Source organism: Streptomyces sp. NRRL S-31, assembly GCF_000718775.1.
Classification (GTDB): Bacteria; Actinomycetota; Actinomycetes; order Streptomycetales; family Streptomycetaceae; genus Streptomyces.
Genome location: NZ_JOCB01000003.1, coordinates 179275 through 194566, shown reverse-complemented (window position 1 = coordinate 194566; position 15292 = coordinate 179275). Strand labels below are relative to the sequence as shown.

Below are 15292 nucleotides of genomic sequence, written 5' to 3'. Positions count from 1 at the left end.
TCGAAGTGCTTGAACCCTCGCCGTATGGAAACCTGCTTGGGCGTCCTACGGGTGAAGGGGATCTGTTTATCGTGCGGTGCGGCTGGAGCTGACACATGGTGCTCTGCTGCCGTGGCCGCGGTGGCGACACCCGTGGGCAGCAGGCTGCCCACGATCAGGGCACCGACCGTCATCACCGCTGTACGACGGATCCTGCCGGCTGCCCAGGCCGGCCGGCCGCGCTTCCGCCCCGTCATCAACGCCATGCTGTGCGTTCCCTCCAGATCGCAAGGCGCCCTGAAGGTGGTTGCTGCAGAGGCGACTTGAGTACGCGTCAGAGCGGCGGCACAGTCAGTCCTCCCCCGCGATCGATCACGCTAGGTCCTTAGATCGACACACTTTGCAAACCATCTCCACAGGAAGAGCAAAGAAATCACCTGTTGTGAAACGCAATAGGGCGCGCAACCGTCAAAAACGTTCTGCACTTGGAGACTTGGCCATTGGATACACGTGGACCGCGTGCACACCGACCTTCAGAATGCTCAGCGGCGCGGGGCCCACGGTGGGGACCGCATGAGACCTGCGAAGGATCCCAACGTCGATGTCCGCATTCCGCGCACCTGTACGTGCGTCCAGACGTCCCGCGGCAAGACCAGTCGCTGTCGCTGTGGTCACGACGCTGGCTGCCGGGGCCCTGTCAGCCACCGTGCCGGCCCATGCGTCGTCCGATGCCCCAGCACAGACAGTCGGCTCCGACTCGCAGAGCGATCAGCCCCCAGCCGCCCCCACACGCCTCAATCCGACTGAAGCGGCCTCGGCAGAGGCGAAGGCGACCGGCAAGCCGGTGACCATCGACCAGCTCACCGACACCGGCACCACGGTGGTGGCCAATCCGGACGGCACCTTCACCCGGACCGACTCCTCTATGCCGCAGCGCGTGCAGCAGGACGGAAAATGGGTACCCATCGACACCACACTCGTGCGGCAGGCGGACGGAACCTGGGCGCCAAAGGCGGCCGTCACGCCCGTGGCCTTCACCGGTGGTGGCTCCGGTGCCATGGTGACCATGCGCGACAGGGCAGACAAGCTCGGCTTTTCCTGGCCGGACGCGCTGCCCAAACCCGTCGTTGCAGGAGACACCGCCACCTACCCGGAAGTGCTCCCCGGTGTCGACCTGCAACTGACCGCGGACGCCTCCGGCTACTCCTCGATCCTGGTGGTCAAAACACCCAAAGCGGCAACCGATCGGCGGCTACGCAAGCTCGCGCTGAACACCACCTCGAAGAACCTCACGCTGACCGCCACCTCGAACGGCGGTGCGCGAGCCACTGACAAGCACACCGGCAGGACGGTGTTCCACAGCGACACCGCGCTGATGTGGGACAGCGTCGGTAACAAGACCGGCGGCCATCCGCCTGCCCGGGTCGCGACCACCGCCGCAGCCCGGGCCGAGCACAAAGCAGCGGCCGACGTCGGCAAACACCGCGCTCAGGTAAAGGTGAGACTCCAGCACGGACGGCAACTACTCGGCCTGGACGAGAAGCTGCTGACTGCCAAGACCACCACGTATCCGGTCTACGTCGACCCAGAGTGGAGTGGCAGGCCCTCCCAGCTGGACTGGGCCCGTATCTCGGACAACGGGTGGAACGTCTACAACTCGACCTCCACCACCGGCTCGACCAACGCGCGCGAGGGCTGGGACAACTCCTACCCCGGCAACGGCGAACGCGCCCGCACCTACTACCAGATGAACACCAGCGGCATCAAAGGTGCCGTGGTCACCCACGCCTCGCTGTACGTCAAACAGCTGTCCGCCGCCTCCTGCTCCGACACCCCGGCCGCCGTCTATGGCACCGACCGCCCCGCAGGATGGAGTTCCTCCTCGCTGTACTGGGGCCATGAGCCCGGGGGGCGTACCAGCTCACTGGGCACCAACCCGAAAAGTCACGAGGCCGGAACCTGCCCGGTCACCAGCGGTTCCGACTCCTGGGTCAGCCCACCGTCGCTCGAGTTCGACGTGACGTCCCGGGCACAGAGTGCGGCAGCCGGCGGTTGGAGCAGCATGACGCTGATGGTCCAGTCGCCCGACATGAACGACGCCACCCAGTGGAAGCAGCTCGCCTACGGCGGCGGAGCCACCATGTCCGTCACCTACAGCTACCGGCCCAAGCTGAAGAACGGCACCGGCACTCCCGCCATCAAGCCGTCCATCGTGAGCGCGGGCAACACGATGACCACCACCCACACCCCCACGCTGTCGGCACGCGCGGTCAACCCCGACCTCGCCGGCGGCAGCGAACTGGTGCGCGTCGACTACAACGTCTTCAACTCCTCCGGCACCCTGGTTGGTCAAGGCTTCGGGCCCAACCTCGATTCGAAGAAGCGCGCCCGGTACAACACCAACGGCAGTGACTGGACCACACCGAGCCTGCCGGACGGCAAATACACCTGGAAAGCCACCGCACAGAACGCCGCCGGCTACTGGGCCGGGCCCGGCTCCGGTATCTGGACGAAAACCCAAACCTTCACCGTGGACACCAGCGCACCACCAGCCCCTACGGTCACCTCAAGTCAGTTCCCGGCCAAACAGATCGGCACGGCCTTCGACAGCAAGGGCACCTTCGTCCTGAGCAACAACCACACCAACAACGTCACCGGCTACCTGTTCTCCCTGGACGCCACCCTCGGCAACACGGTTTACAGCAGCACCGTCGCCCATTGGGCAGCAGGAACGACGATCACACCAGGCAAGGTCTACTACGCCACCGCAGACAACGGCCCTGGTACCGGGACCTCGGTCATCAACGGCAGTGCCTCCCCCGCCTTCGCCCCCGGCAAATCAGGACCGCACACGCTCTACGCGAAGGCCGTGGACCAGGCCGGCTCGACATCACTCACCCAGACGGCCTACGCCTTCTACGCCGGCACCAGCTCCCCGACCTACGCCTACGGCGACAAGATGATCAGCGGCTGGACCGCCACCAACACCGACGGCACGACCACCACCGTGCCCAAGGCGACGACCACCAGCACCGGCGGCCAGCTGATCAGCCAAGCTGCCGGCAGCGGGTACGAGTTCGCCGACGGCTACCAAGCCATGCTCATCAACAAGAGCAGCACCTCCAAAGCCGTCAGCGGTGATAGCGCCACCTTCAGCTTCGACCTACCGAAAGATGGCCCCTGGAGTTTCGGGGTCAACCTGACCAAAGCCAAGGACTACGGCATCTACCGTCTGACCCTGGACGCAGGCAAGACCACTCAGTCCACCTTGATCAGCGGCTTCGACGCCTACAGCCCCTACGTCACCACCCAGTTCCTCAACCTGGGCATCCCCAAGGACACCACAGGTCAGCTCCTCACCCTCCAACAGGGCGTACACACCCTCACCCTCACCCTCACGGGCAAGAACCCCCGCTCGGCCGGCTACCAGGCGGGCATCGACGTACTGCGGCTCGCCCCGGCGCTGACCTGTGCGATCAACACTCCCGGCAGCTGCCTGAACAACACCGCCACCAGCACCTTCACGACGGCGACCAGCCCGGCCGACGCCGACGGCTCGGGCAACAGCATCAACGCCGCCGATCTGACGAGCACCGCAGGCTGGCAGAGCAACAAGACGGTGACCATCGACGGCGCGACCGTCACCCTGCCGAAATTCGGAATCGGCACCTACGACAACATGCTGGCCTCCGGCCAGACCATCACCCTGCCGAGCAGCGGCGTGGTCAACACCGGCGACTCCGTCGTCTTCCTCGCCTTCGCCACCGGAGGCGCGGCCAAGGGCGCCATCGGCACCATCACCTACGCCAAGAACAACTGCCTGGACACCAACGGCGACCCCGCCGAGCAACCGTACAAGCTGGACACGGTGCCGGACTGGACCAGTGGGCCGGCCTCCGCGGCGTCGATCGCTCTCGTTCACCAGAACCACAGCAACAACACCCAGACCAGCCCGAGCTCTGGCCTGAAGGTCTATGCCATCAGCGTCCCGCTGCAGTGCCCCGGTTCGGTCATCAGCAGCATTTCGCTTCCACTGTTCACCAACGGCGTCCAGGCCGGCCAGCCCAGCCTGCACGTCATCGGCCTGGGCGTGCGGCCGAGCACGATCAACGGAAACGGAACGAGCGCCCGGCACTGGGTCGGGACGTGGTCCTCGGTGCAGGACACCGCCAAGGTGCAGCTGTCCAGCGGGAGCAACGCCACCGTCAACGGGCAGACGCTGCGCATCCCGGCCCGCGTCAGCATCGGCGCTGATGACAGCAACGGACTGCGTATCCGCCTGTCCAACGCCATGGGCACCACACCTGTGACCTTCGACGCGGCCTCCGTCGCAGTGCAGGAGGCCACAGGAGGGGGGGCCACTGCTGTTGCAACGCCTACAGGGGTCACCTTCGGCGGCTCCGCCTCCGTCACCATCCCGGCAGGCAGTGACATCACCAGTGACCCTGTCATCCTCGCCGTCGCGCAGCAGACAACTCTCCTGGTGAGCCTTCAAGTACACGGCTCGGTGTCCAGCATGGCCGGCCACGCCGCGGCTCGGACCCCCGTATGGGTCAGCAGCGCCGGCAACCACACCGGTGACACTGCTGCCACCAACTACACACAGACCACTTACACCGGTCTGCCCTACCTGGCCGGCATCGACGTCACCACCCCGACCTCTGCTCCCACCGGCTCGCTGGTCCTCTACGGCGACCAGAGCGTAAACGGCGACAGCGCAACCGGCGACGGCCGGCACCACCTCAGCGACGCCATCACCGACGCATTGGTCAACGACCCCGTCGGCGACAACTCCGTCGACTACGGCGTCCTCAACGCCGGAACCAACAGCAGCAGCCTGACCAACAACCTGCTCCCCCAGATCACCAACAGCGCCACCCCGACCAACGCGCTCAATCCGCTGGACCGCAACGTCCTGGCCCAGGGCAACGCACGCACGGTCCTCATCTCCACCGGCACCGCCGACCTGCTCAACTGCACTGATGACGCCGACACCTGCGCCACAAACGTCGAAACGGGGCTGGCCTCACTCAACAGCCAGCTCAGCTCGTACTACACCGACGACGGCCAGTCCTATGACATTTACGGCCGCCCGATCACCGAGAACGCCACCATCACCGTCTACCTCGCCACCATTCCGCCGTTCACCGCGGCCCACCCGGGCACGGCGACACAAGAGTCGGCGCGCGAGCAGGTGAACAGCTATCTCCTCGACAACTACCCCGGCCAGGTCATCGACTTCGCAGCAGCCGTCTCCACGGACGGCACCGCCACCTCCTCGACCGTGAAGGCAGCCGACCTGTCCGGCGGCAATCCGTCCGACGCCTACTACGCCGACCTCGCCGCCCGCTACGTCAACGACATCGACAACAGCGTGGTCAGCATCGCGCCCAACATGGTCGTCCCGCTCGCCACAGGCAGCGACACCCCCCAGAACGACTGGCAACTGGACAGCGACGGCACCGATGCAAACGGGGACAACCCGTTCACCGCACTCGGCGGCGCCACCTTCGGCTCCAACGGACCCGACGCGGTCAACGCCAGCGCCGGCACGGCGTCCTTCGACGGCACCAGCGGCTTTCTGGAAAGCGACCACACCGCCGTGAACACCCTCGGCGACTACACCATCTCCGCGTGGGTGGAGATCAACTCAGCTGTCGACGCCACCGCCATCTGCCAAGGCACCAGCCAGCACCAGGCGTTCTACATCGGCTACGACAGCGGCAACCAGGGCTGGATGTTCCAGACCACCACCACCAACGACGCAAGCGCCGAATTCCCCACCGCGGAAGGAGACAACAGCACCGGGGCCGTGGGCACCTGGACACACCTCCTGGTCACCTACACGGCACCCGTCGACGGTGACTCCAGCACCGGCGTGATGGCCATCTACCAGAACGGCACCCTGATGGGAACCGCCACCAATCCCACCCCCCAGTACGACTCCTCTCTGCCTCTGACCATCGGCGGCTGCATCAACGACACCGACACGACCACGCCGTACGCCGCCTTCCCCGGCTCCGTCTCGGACGTCCGCGTCTACCCGTACGCGATGCAAGCCGGCCAGGCCAGCGCCGAAAGCGTCATCGTGCCCTCCGGCTGGGACAACGGCATGCCCGAGGACGAATGGAAGCTCGCCGCCGACGGCACCGACACCGCCTCCCTCAACCCGCTGAACGCCTCCGGCAGCGCCACCTTCAGCACCGACGCGCCAAGCGGCATGACCGGCAGCGTGGCCTTCGACGGAAGCACCGGCTTCCTCAAGAGCAAGCAGAGCGCGGTCAACACACTCGGCGACTACACCGTCTCCGCCTGGGTGAAGATCAACTCCGCCCTCGGCACCACCGCCGTCTGCCAGGGCACCACACAGCACCAAGCCTTCTACCTCTCCTACGACAAGCCCAGCCAAGCCTGGATGTTCCAGACCACCACCACCAACGACGAGAACGCCGACTTCCCCACCGCCGAAGGCGACAGCAACACCGCACCGATCGGCACCTGGACCCACCTCGTCGCCACCTACCGGGCACCGGTCAGCGGAGACTCCAACACCGGCACCATGGCCCTCTACCAAAACGGCACCCTGATGGGTACCGCCACCAACCTCAGCCCCCAATACGACTCCTCCCTCCCCCTGACCATCGGGGGCTGCGCAAACAGCGCCTCAGCCACCACCCCCTACCTGGCCTTCCCCGGCTCCGTGGCCGACGTCCACGTCTACCCGCGAGCCCTGACGACGACCGAGGTCAGCACCCTGCACTAGCCACATTTCGGCCTCGGGCCCGCCGCTCCTGTTTTCATGAGCGGCGGGCCCACGTACATCTGCAGAACGGTGTCCGCAGGTCGTGGTGGTCGCGGCGGCATCCGTGGGACTGGCGTCCAGCAGCCGAGTGGTCACCGGTGCAGACCGACACGCGGGGGACGACGTCCGCACCTCACCGGGCACACATGGACTGAAGCCCTGTTCGGCCTCACAGGAGCAGGAACATCACCGCCATCCCCACGGCCATCGCGGCATGGCAGGCGGGTTCGGCCGCCCCGTCGTCGCGCTTCGGCGACGCGGCGACGCGTCCTCGGTCGAACGCTCGGGACAGCCACAGCAGCCCGACCGCGGTGAGGAAGACGGCCAGGAGTGCGGCGGTCCACTGCTGACCCGTACCGGTCAGCGACATCGCGCCGACCGCGTCCGGGCCGGACATGTCCATCCCCGGCATGTCGTGACCGCCCCCATGGCCGCCGGAGGCCGTCGCGGCCCCGTCCATCACGGCCGCCATCCACGCCATGGCCAGCATCATGACGACGTGTGGGACGGCGGCGAGGAAGCGCGCCCGCCGTGGTTCCGTTCCCGGGGAACGGAACCACGGCGTGGCCGCGAACCACAGCGCTCCCGCCGAGAACACGGCGACCTGCGGGTCCGCGGGGAGGTCCATGCCCCAGGGCCAGACCATCGCCGCCATCGCCACGCCCATGACCGCGTGGAGGACGTGGCTGAGCCGGCCGGGAAGCGTGCGGCCGGGCGCTGCCGCGAGCCACAGCGCGTAGAGGGCGGGGAGGACGAACAGGACGGTGAGGACCCAGCGGAGGCCGGTCGGGTTGATCACGCGCTCGTCTCCGTCCGGACATCGCGGCGCCGGCGCAGGGAGCCGGCGGCCAGGTCGACAGCGAGGAAGCAGAGCAGGGGCAGGCCGAACAGCGGTACGTAGTAGCCGATCACCGCGGTGACCAGTACCGCGGGTGCGAGGAAACGGCCCGGCAGTCGACGCCAGCCCCCGCGTGCCGGTGCGCGGCCGAGCGCGCGGCCCTCGGTGCGGGTGGGCCTGCGCAGCCACCACATGCGGTAGCCCCACAGGAGCATCCCGATGAGGGCGAGGGCGAGCAGCGCGAGGACGATCTGGTTGGCCAGGCCGAACAGGAGTCCCATGTGGGCGTCGATGCCCCAGCTGGTCATCTTGGCCACAAGGGGTTGGTCGGCCCAGTTCACACGATCGGTGATCTCGCCGGTGGCGGGATCGACGGCCACGGTGTCGTGGCGCTCGGGCCAGGAACGGGTGTTCTCCTCGACCACGTAGGCGGCCTGGCCCCCGGACGGCGGCGACACGTTCATCACGCCGCGGAGTCCGGCCGCGTGCGCGGAGGCGACGACCGCGTCCATGCCCACGTCGTTCGCCGGTCCTGACCCGGCGCCGGAGGTCTCCTCGTCGGCGGGGCCCGACAGAGTCGTGGAGATGGCCGGGGTCGGGCCCGTCAGAGCCGACTGGATCCTGCCGATGCTCGCTCCGGCGTGCACGGACCAGGTCATGCCGGTGACGGACAGGCCGAGCAGACCGGCCGAGGCCCACACGCCGATGACGGCGTGCCAGGACATGGTGCGCTTGCGGCCCTTCGGCCCGCCTTGCGGGACCAGTATCCGCCGGACGCGCCCCCGCGCGCGGGGGGCCGTCAGCCACAGGGCGAGGCCGCCTAGGATCTCCACCCACAGCCAGCTGGCGGCGATCTCGCTGTAGACGCGGCCGGGCTCGCCGAGGTTCAGGTGTCGGTGCAGCCCGTCCACCCAGGCCCGCACGGGCATCCACCACCGCGCGAAAGTGCGTTCTTGGCCCAGCACTTCGCCGGTGTACGGGTTGACGAAGGCGGTCTGCGTGACGTTCTCGGGCAGTCCCGGCTTCTCGAAGACGACCCTGGTGCTGTCCGTGCGGCCGGGAGCGGGGGTCACCGACACCAGCGTCCCCCCGGGGACCGCCTCGCGCGCGGCGGCTACCTGTGCCGACAGCGTCTCGGGTGCGCCGTCCGGGGTCACGCGCAGTTCGTGGCGGTAGACGATCGCCTCGATCTGCGGGGTCGCCGTGTAGAGCAGGCCGGTCACCGCCGCGACGAGCAGGAACGGGCCGGTGAGGATGCCCGCGTAGAAGTGGAGCCGCAGCAGCGTGGGACGGAGGGCGTTCCACGACACGCGGGGAGCACCTGTGCCGGCGGTGGTCCCCGGCGCCTGTCCCGGAGGCACGCTCGTGTCGCCCGCGTCCGGTGTCCCCGGACGCCGGTCCGCCGTGGGTACGTCCGTCGCAGCGCGTGCTGAGTGGCTTTCGTCCATGACGGGCCTCTCTGTATCGGAACGGCTCCTGCCGCTTTCGGTGTTCCGATGCAGTAGTCGGACACGGGGCCGGGTGAGTTCCCGTGAGATGTCGCGGTGCCGGGCCGATGTCCGCCGCTCACTCCGTGCCGGGGCGCACCCTCGCGAACGCGAGTCCGCCGAGGGACTGGTGGCCGCGCCGCGCCGGGCCGCCGCTGCGGAGACGATCAGGCATCGGCGTCCCTCTCCCGCACGGGCCGCGAGGAGGTGCCGAGCCGCCGCGAGAAATGGCGGGCGCCCGGTGCGAGGGCGGCGACCGCCGGTGCGGCGAAGCAGGTCAGCGCGCACCCGGCGAGCACCGGGCCGGTACCGAAGGCGCCGATGGCGGGGGCGATCAGGGCGAGACCGACCGGGGCCAGACCGTAGGAGAGGAGGAAGTCCAGCGAGGAGACCCGGGCGAGCTTGTCCGGGGCGATCTCGCGCTGGGTGGCGGTGAACCAGGGCACGTTGAACAGTTCGATGCCGATGCCCGCGACGGCGTAGGCGGCCACCACCACGACCGGATGGACCTGGACCATGAGGCTGAGCGGGGCGAACCCGTAAGCGGCCAGACCCGCCAGGGCGGTCCAGCCCTGTGCGCGCGGGCGCCGGCGGGCGATGAGCAGTGCGCCGGCGAGGGCCCCGGCGGTGTACGCGGTCGTGGCGGCGGCGAGCACCACCTCGCCGCCGTACTCGTCGCGGCTGACGAGAGGCAGTGCGACGCCGGTGGCGGAGTATCCGGTGGCGATGACGGCCGTCAGCGCGCCGAGTCCGGCGAGGAACCAGGGGTGCGCACGGGCCTCGCGCACCCCGTCGGTGAACTCCGCGAGGACGGACGCCCGTCGGGGACGGCCGCCGGAGCCGGTGCCTTCGCCTCCGAGGCGCGCGCCGGGACCGGGGACGAGCGCGGCCAGCAGCCACAGCAGGCCGATGCCCAGCAGCAACGCCCCCGTGCCGAGCGACAGGGCGGCCAGGGCCGTCAGCGAGGGCCCGGCGAGAGTGGTGACCCGCACGGCCAGGGTGAGGGCGGCGTTGGCCTGCCGCCTGTGTTCCTCCTCGACGACCTCGGCGGTCAGCGCCTGGAAGGCGGGCCGGCAGGCGCCCTGCCCCGCCCCGGCGACGACGGCGGCCACCGCCATGAGCGGTACCGACCGGCCGAGCCCGAGGACCATGAGGGGTGCCGCGCCCGCCGCCGCCAGTCCCGCCCACCGGACGACGCCCCGCCGGGAGTGGCGGTCGGCGAGGACGCCCGCGACGGGGACCGCCGCGAGGAAGCCCACCGTGCGGGCCGCGAGCAGCACGCCGAGTCGGGCCCCGGTGAGCGCGCCGTCCAGCACCGCGAGCCCGAGCACGAACGGCAGGGCCCAGGTGGCCAGGCCCGATGCCGTGGCGCCGGCCCACAGCCGCAGGAAGGCGACGTCCCGCAGAACTGACCGCCGTCCTGGGCGAGGGGGTGGGGAGGAGTGCACAACCCGACCTTATTGCTTGTGAATTGCAATAACAAACAGCATGCAGGAGTGGAGGGTGTGGGCTCCGATGCCTTCTGCCCGCCGCCGCGGGACGGGGACGCGGAGCGGGCCGTCGAGTCCGTGCGGCGACGGCGGTTGCCGGCCGAGGCGTCCGCCCGAGCCGTCAGGCCACGGCGGGTTCGGCCGGGGGCGAGACCGCCTCGTCCGCGATCCACTCGGCCAGCGCCGTCCGGGCGCGCGACACCCGGGAGCGGACCGTGCCGACCGGGCACCGGCCGACCTCGGCGGCTTCGGCGTACGGCAGGCCGAGGAGCTGGGTCAGCACGAACGCCTCACGGCGGTCGCCGGGGAGGGCACCGACCAGTTCCATCAGGGCGATGCCCTCGTCGAAGCCCGGCAGGCCGGCCGGCTGCGCGCGTTCCGCCGCGCTCAGCCAGTCCTCGGTGTGGGCCAGCCGGGGGCGGCTGGCGGCTCGGCGCAGGCCGTCGGCGACGGCGCGACGGGCGATGGACAGCAGCCAGACGCGCGCCGAGGAACGCCCCTCGAAGCGAGGGAGCGCCGTCAGGGCACGCAGGAACGTGTCCTGGGTGAGGTCGTCCGCCGCCTGGGTGTCGTCGGCGAGGTACGTCACGTAGCGGCGCACGTCGCGTTGGAGCGCGCGGACGAAGCGGTCGACCGCTTCGCCGTCGCCACCGGCGGCGGCGAGCGCCCAGGCGGTGACCGTCTCGTCGGGCACGGTGGGCAGGGCAGGGGTCATGATCCCGTGGGTCCTTCCGGAATCCCGCGCGGACGGGCCGAGCACGGCCTTGAGGCCCTCGGTGGTCGCACGGGTGTGAGGGAGATCCGTCCGCGCTCCGGACACGGGCACGGACGGGGACCGCCACCGCACGGACGCGGGAGCGGTGCACCGGCTGTCAGAAGACAGCGATCACCTCGGGAGGGCCGCGGGTGGTGAGGGCGTGGACGAACAGGAACCGCCGCAGACGCCGCCGGGACCGCGGGGACGGCCGAACGGGAGGCGGGGCGGGGAGCGGCAGGAGTACGGCCAGCACCAGCCGCAGCGGCACGAAGGCGTGGTCGGCGCAGGCGCGCACCAGCTTGAAGGTGGCGCTCTCCCCCTGGGCCAGCCACAGTCCGCACAGGAGCGCGGCCAGCAGGTGGGCGGCCGGCATGCCCCAGGAGAACGTACCGGCCATGTGCCCCAGGCCGTGCGTGCCGGCCATGCCGCTCATGCCCATGGATGACATGTCATGCATGCCGCCCATGCCCATGGACGCCATGTCGTGGCCCATCGACGCCTCGGCATGGGTGCCGTCGGCGGCCAGGTGACGCGCGTGCCCGACCGGGCCCGCGTCCGCGGCGACGTCGTGGACCCGAGCGGCCCGCGCGGCCGTGGGGGCCGCCGCGCGGAGGAGGTGACCGGCCCACTCCCACGGTGACCGCGTCACCCGGGGCGCCGCCTCGGCCGCCCGGCCGCCGGACTGCGCGAGCGTGAACACGATGTGCAGACAGGTCTGGACGGCCACGGTCAACCCCGCCACCGTGCGGTGCCGGCGCTCGTGACCGCCGAAGACCCAGCCGAGGGCGCCGACCGCCGCGGCCCCGGAGAGGAGCACCCACCAGGGCAGCCCCCGACCGGACATCAGGACGTGGCCGAGGGCGGCGAGCAGCACACAGACGGCCGCGAACACCGCGGCCCGTGCTGCGCGCAGAAACCCTCCGACAGGCATGACGCCTCATCCTGGCACCCGGCAGGCGGACGCCGACAAGGGGAGCTCACCCGCCGGACAGGCTCCGTGCGGCAGACGTCATGCGCCGGAGGTTCCCCGCGCTCTCAGCGCCCGGCCCCGGTGCCCCGCGATCGTGTGGGGGGCCGCCGTACGGGTGAACCCTGGTGCGGCGCGGGTGCGGAAAACGCGGGGAAACGGAGCCGGAGCGCATTTCTCGTGTGTGGGGGCGGCGGTCCGAAGTGGCAGGCTGGGTTCCGCCTGGCCAAACTGAAACCGGCGGTTCGTGATCGAAAAAGATCCGGTCGGCCACAGGCGATCCACACGTCCTCAGGAGATCCAATGGTGGAGCAGTCCTCCGAGGTCCCCATATCCGGGGCGGACGTACCTGCCGTCACCATGGGCGACACCGGTCCGGCCGGGGCGGAGACGGAAAGAAAACTCGCGGCGGCGCTGGCCGAACTCGTCGATGCCGAACATGTTCCGGCGGAGAGTCACTTCTTTACCGATCTGGGTGCCAATTCCCTGGTCATGGCCCAGTTCTGCGCACGGCTCAGGAAGGATCCGGACCTGCCGTCCCCGTCCATGCGGGACATCTACCGGCATCCCACGATCCGGAGCCTCACGGCGGCCCTCGCGCCGGCCGCCGCGGTCGCGGACGTCACCACCGTCGCCCCCGGCACCGTCGTTCCGGCCGTTGTCCCGGCGGAAGCGACACTCACGGCGTCACCCGCATCACCGGTATCACCGGCAACAGACGCCGCCGTGCCGTCCGCACCCGCTCCGGCCGCACGCGCCGGCGCGTGGAGCCATCGGCTGTGCGGGGCGTTCCAGCTGCTGGTCTTCCTGGGGTACTCCCTCGTCTCCGGATTCGTCACGGCGCGCGGCTACGAATGGATCGCCACCGGTTCCGGTGCACTGGACATCTACGTTCGGTCACTGCTGTTCGGAAGCCTTGGATTCCTGGCGTTGTGCGCCTTCCCGGTCATGGCGAAATGGCTTCTCGTCGGCAGGTGGAAACCGGGCGAGTTCCCGGTGTGGGGAATGGCCTATCTGCGTTTCTGGCTCGTCAAGGTACTGCTGCACGCGAATCCGATGGTGCTCCTCGCCGGTACCCCGCTGTATGTGCTGTATCTCCGGGCGCTGGGCGCGCGGATCGGCAAAGGGGTCACGATCCTTTCCCACTCCGTGCCGGTCTGCACCGACCTGGTGACGATCGGCGCCGGGACGGTGATCCGCAAGGACTCCTTCTTCCTCTGCTACCGGGTCCACGCGGGCCGGGTGCAGACCGGCCGGGTCACGCTCGGCCGGGACGTGTTCATCGGCGAGAAGACCGTCCTGGACATCGGCACCTCGATGGGCGACGGCGCCCAGCTCGGCCATGCCTCCGCGCTGCACAGCGGTCAGGCGGTCCCGGCCGGCGAGCGCTGGCACGGGTCCCCGGCGGAGCCCACGCGCGTCGACTACGTGCGGGTGCCGCCGGCCAGGTGCGGCACCGGGCGCCGGACCTGGTTCGGCACGGTCACGCTGCTCCAGCTGCTCTTCGTGTACGTGCCGCTCGCGGTCGGCGGGATGTACATGGTCTTCACCGAGGTGCCGGCGGTCGGCAAGCGGCTCGATCCGGAGACGGCCGTGCTGACCCGGGGGGAACTGGTCCCGGACGCGCTGGCCGTCTCGCTCGTCCTGTTCTTCGGCTTCGTCGTGCTGGGGCTCGTCGTCCTGTGCACCGTCCCGCGGCTGCTGAGCCTGCCGGTCCGGCCCGACCGGGTCTACCCGCTCTACGGCCTGCACTACACGCTGCACCGCGCGGCGGCCCGGATGACGAACGTCAAGTTCTTCGCCTGGCTGTTCGGGGACAGCTCGTACATCGTGCACTACCTGCGCGGACTGGGCTACGACCTGTCGCGGGTGGAGCAGACCGGGTCCAACTTCGGCACCGAGGTGCAGCACGAGACGCCGTTCCTGGTCTCCGTCGGCAGCGGCACGATGGTGGCCGACGGGCTCTCGCTGATCAACGCGGACTACTCCAGCACCTCCTTCCGGGTGTCCCGGGTGTCGATCGGTCCGCGCAACTTCCTGGGGAACAACATCGCCTACCCCTCCGGCGGCAGGACGGGCGAGAACTGCCTCCTCGCGACGAAGGTGATGGTGCCGCTCGACGGTGAGCTGCGGGAGGGGGTGGGGCTGCTCGGTTCGCCGTGCTTCGAGATCCCCCGCTCGGTGGACCGGGACGCCCGGTTCGACCACCTGCGCACGGGCCGGGAGCTGAGCCGCCACCTCGCCGCGAAGAACCGTTACAACCTGCGCTCGATGGCCTGCATGCTGTTCGTGCGCTGGCTGCACGTCTTCGCGCTCACGCTGTTCGCCCTCGCCACGACGGACCTCTACGGGGTGGCGGGCCATGTGGTGATCGGCCTGTACCTGGCGCTGACGCTGCTGTTCTCCACCGCGTACTACGTGGTGGTGGAACGCTTCCTGACCCGGTTCCGCCCGCTGCGCCCCCAGCTCTGCTCGATCTACGACCCGGTCTTCTGGCGGCAGGAGCGCCTGTGGAAGGTCCCGGACCATTACCTGAACATCTTCAACGGGACGCCGTTCAAGAGCCTGGTCTGGCGGCTGCTCGGTGTGCGCATCGGCAGGCGGGTGTTCGACGACGGCTGCTACATCACGGAGCGGACCCTCGCCGCCATCGGCGACGACTGCACCCTCAACGCCGGGTGCAAGGTCCAGTGCCACTCGCAGGAGGACGGCACCTTCAAGTCCGACGTCATCACGCTGGGCGCCGGCTGCACGCTGGGCGTCGGCGCCCATGTGCACTACGGCGTGACCCTGGGCGAGGGCGCGGTGCTGGCGGCCGACTCCTTCCTGATGAAGGGCGAGGAAGTCCCCCCGTACGCCCGGTGGGGCGGCAACCCGGCCGTGGACATGCCCGGGACGTCCGGGCCGTCCCCCGGCCCGGACGGGGCCGTCCAGACCACCGACGCCGCTGCGGCTGCCACGAGTTGAGGAAG

Annotated in this window: 7 protein-coding genes; 2 read left to right on the top strand and 5 right to left on the bottom strand. The window is 69.7% G+C overall.

Going from position 1 to position 15292, the window contains the following annotated elements:
* The first annotated feature begins 646 nt into the window (after positions 1-646).
* Complete coding sequence (locus IF37_RS45455; protein ID WP_158727274.1) at positions 647-6742, top strand: LamG-like jellyroll fold domain-containing protein; 6096 nt, start codon at positions 647-649, stop codon at positions 6740-6742.
* A gap of 208 nt (positions 6743-6950) precedes the next feature.
* Here the strand turns inward: IF37_RS45455 and IF37_RS0102600 are convergent, their stop codons facing one another.
* The 5 genes from IF37_RS0102600 to IF37_RS0102580 all read right to left on the bottom strand — a co-directional run bounded on the left by IF37_RS0102600 (position 6951) and on the right by IF37_RS0102580 (position 12284).
* Positions 6951-7580, bottom strand: coding sequence for a DUF5134 domain-containing protein (locus tag IF37_RS0102600; RefSeq protein ID WP_030735388.1), 630 nt, complete (start codon positions 7578-7580; stop codon positions 6951-6953).
* Positions 7577-8929 carry a PepSY domain-containing protein gene (locus IF37_RS0102595; protein ID WP_253915614.1) on the bottom strand — a complete coding sequence of 451 codons (1353 nt, stop codon included), beginning with the start codon at positions 8927-8929 and terminating at the stop codon, positions 7577-7579. Before IF37_RS0102595 ends, IF37_RS0102600 begins: the two co-directional genes overlap by 4 nt.
* A gap of 344 nt (positions 8930-9273) precedes the next feature.
* Positions 9274-10554 carry an MFS transporter gene (locus IF37_RS0102590; RefSeq protein WP_030735383.1) on the bottom strand — a complete coding sequence of 427 codons (1281 nt, stop codon included), beginning with the start codon at positions 10552-10554 and terminating at the stop codon, positions 9274-9276.
* Positions 10555-10717: 163 nt separating this feature from the next.
* A complete protein-coding gene (locus IF37_RS0102585) occupies positions 10718-11311 on the bottom strand; it encodes a sigma-70 family RNA polymerase sigma factor (protein WP_030735381.1) in 594 nt (197 codons plus the stop codon).
* 157 nt (positions 11312-11468) lie between these two features.
* Entirely contained in the window at positions 11469-12284 is an 816-nt protein-coding gene (locus IF37_RS0102580) for a hypothetical protein (RefSeq protein WP_030735377.1), read from the bottom strand.
* A gap of 396 nt (positions 12285-12680) precedes the next feature.
* Between IF37_RS0102580 and IF37_RS0102575 the strand changes: the two genes are divergently transcribed.
* Positions 12681-15287: a Pls/PosA family non-ribosomal peptide synthetase gene (locus IF37_RS0102575; protein ID WP_253915624.1), complete on the top strand. Its 2607-nt coding sequence runs from the start codon at positions 12681-12683 to the stop codon at positions 15285-15287.
* Positions 15288-15292: the final 5 nt, after the last annotated feature.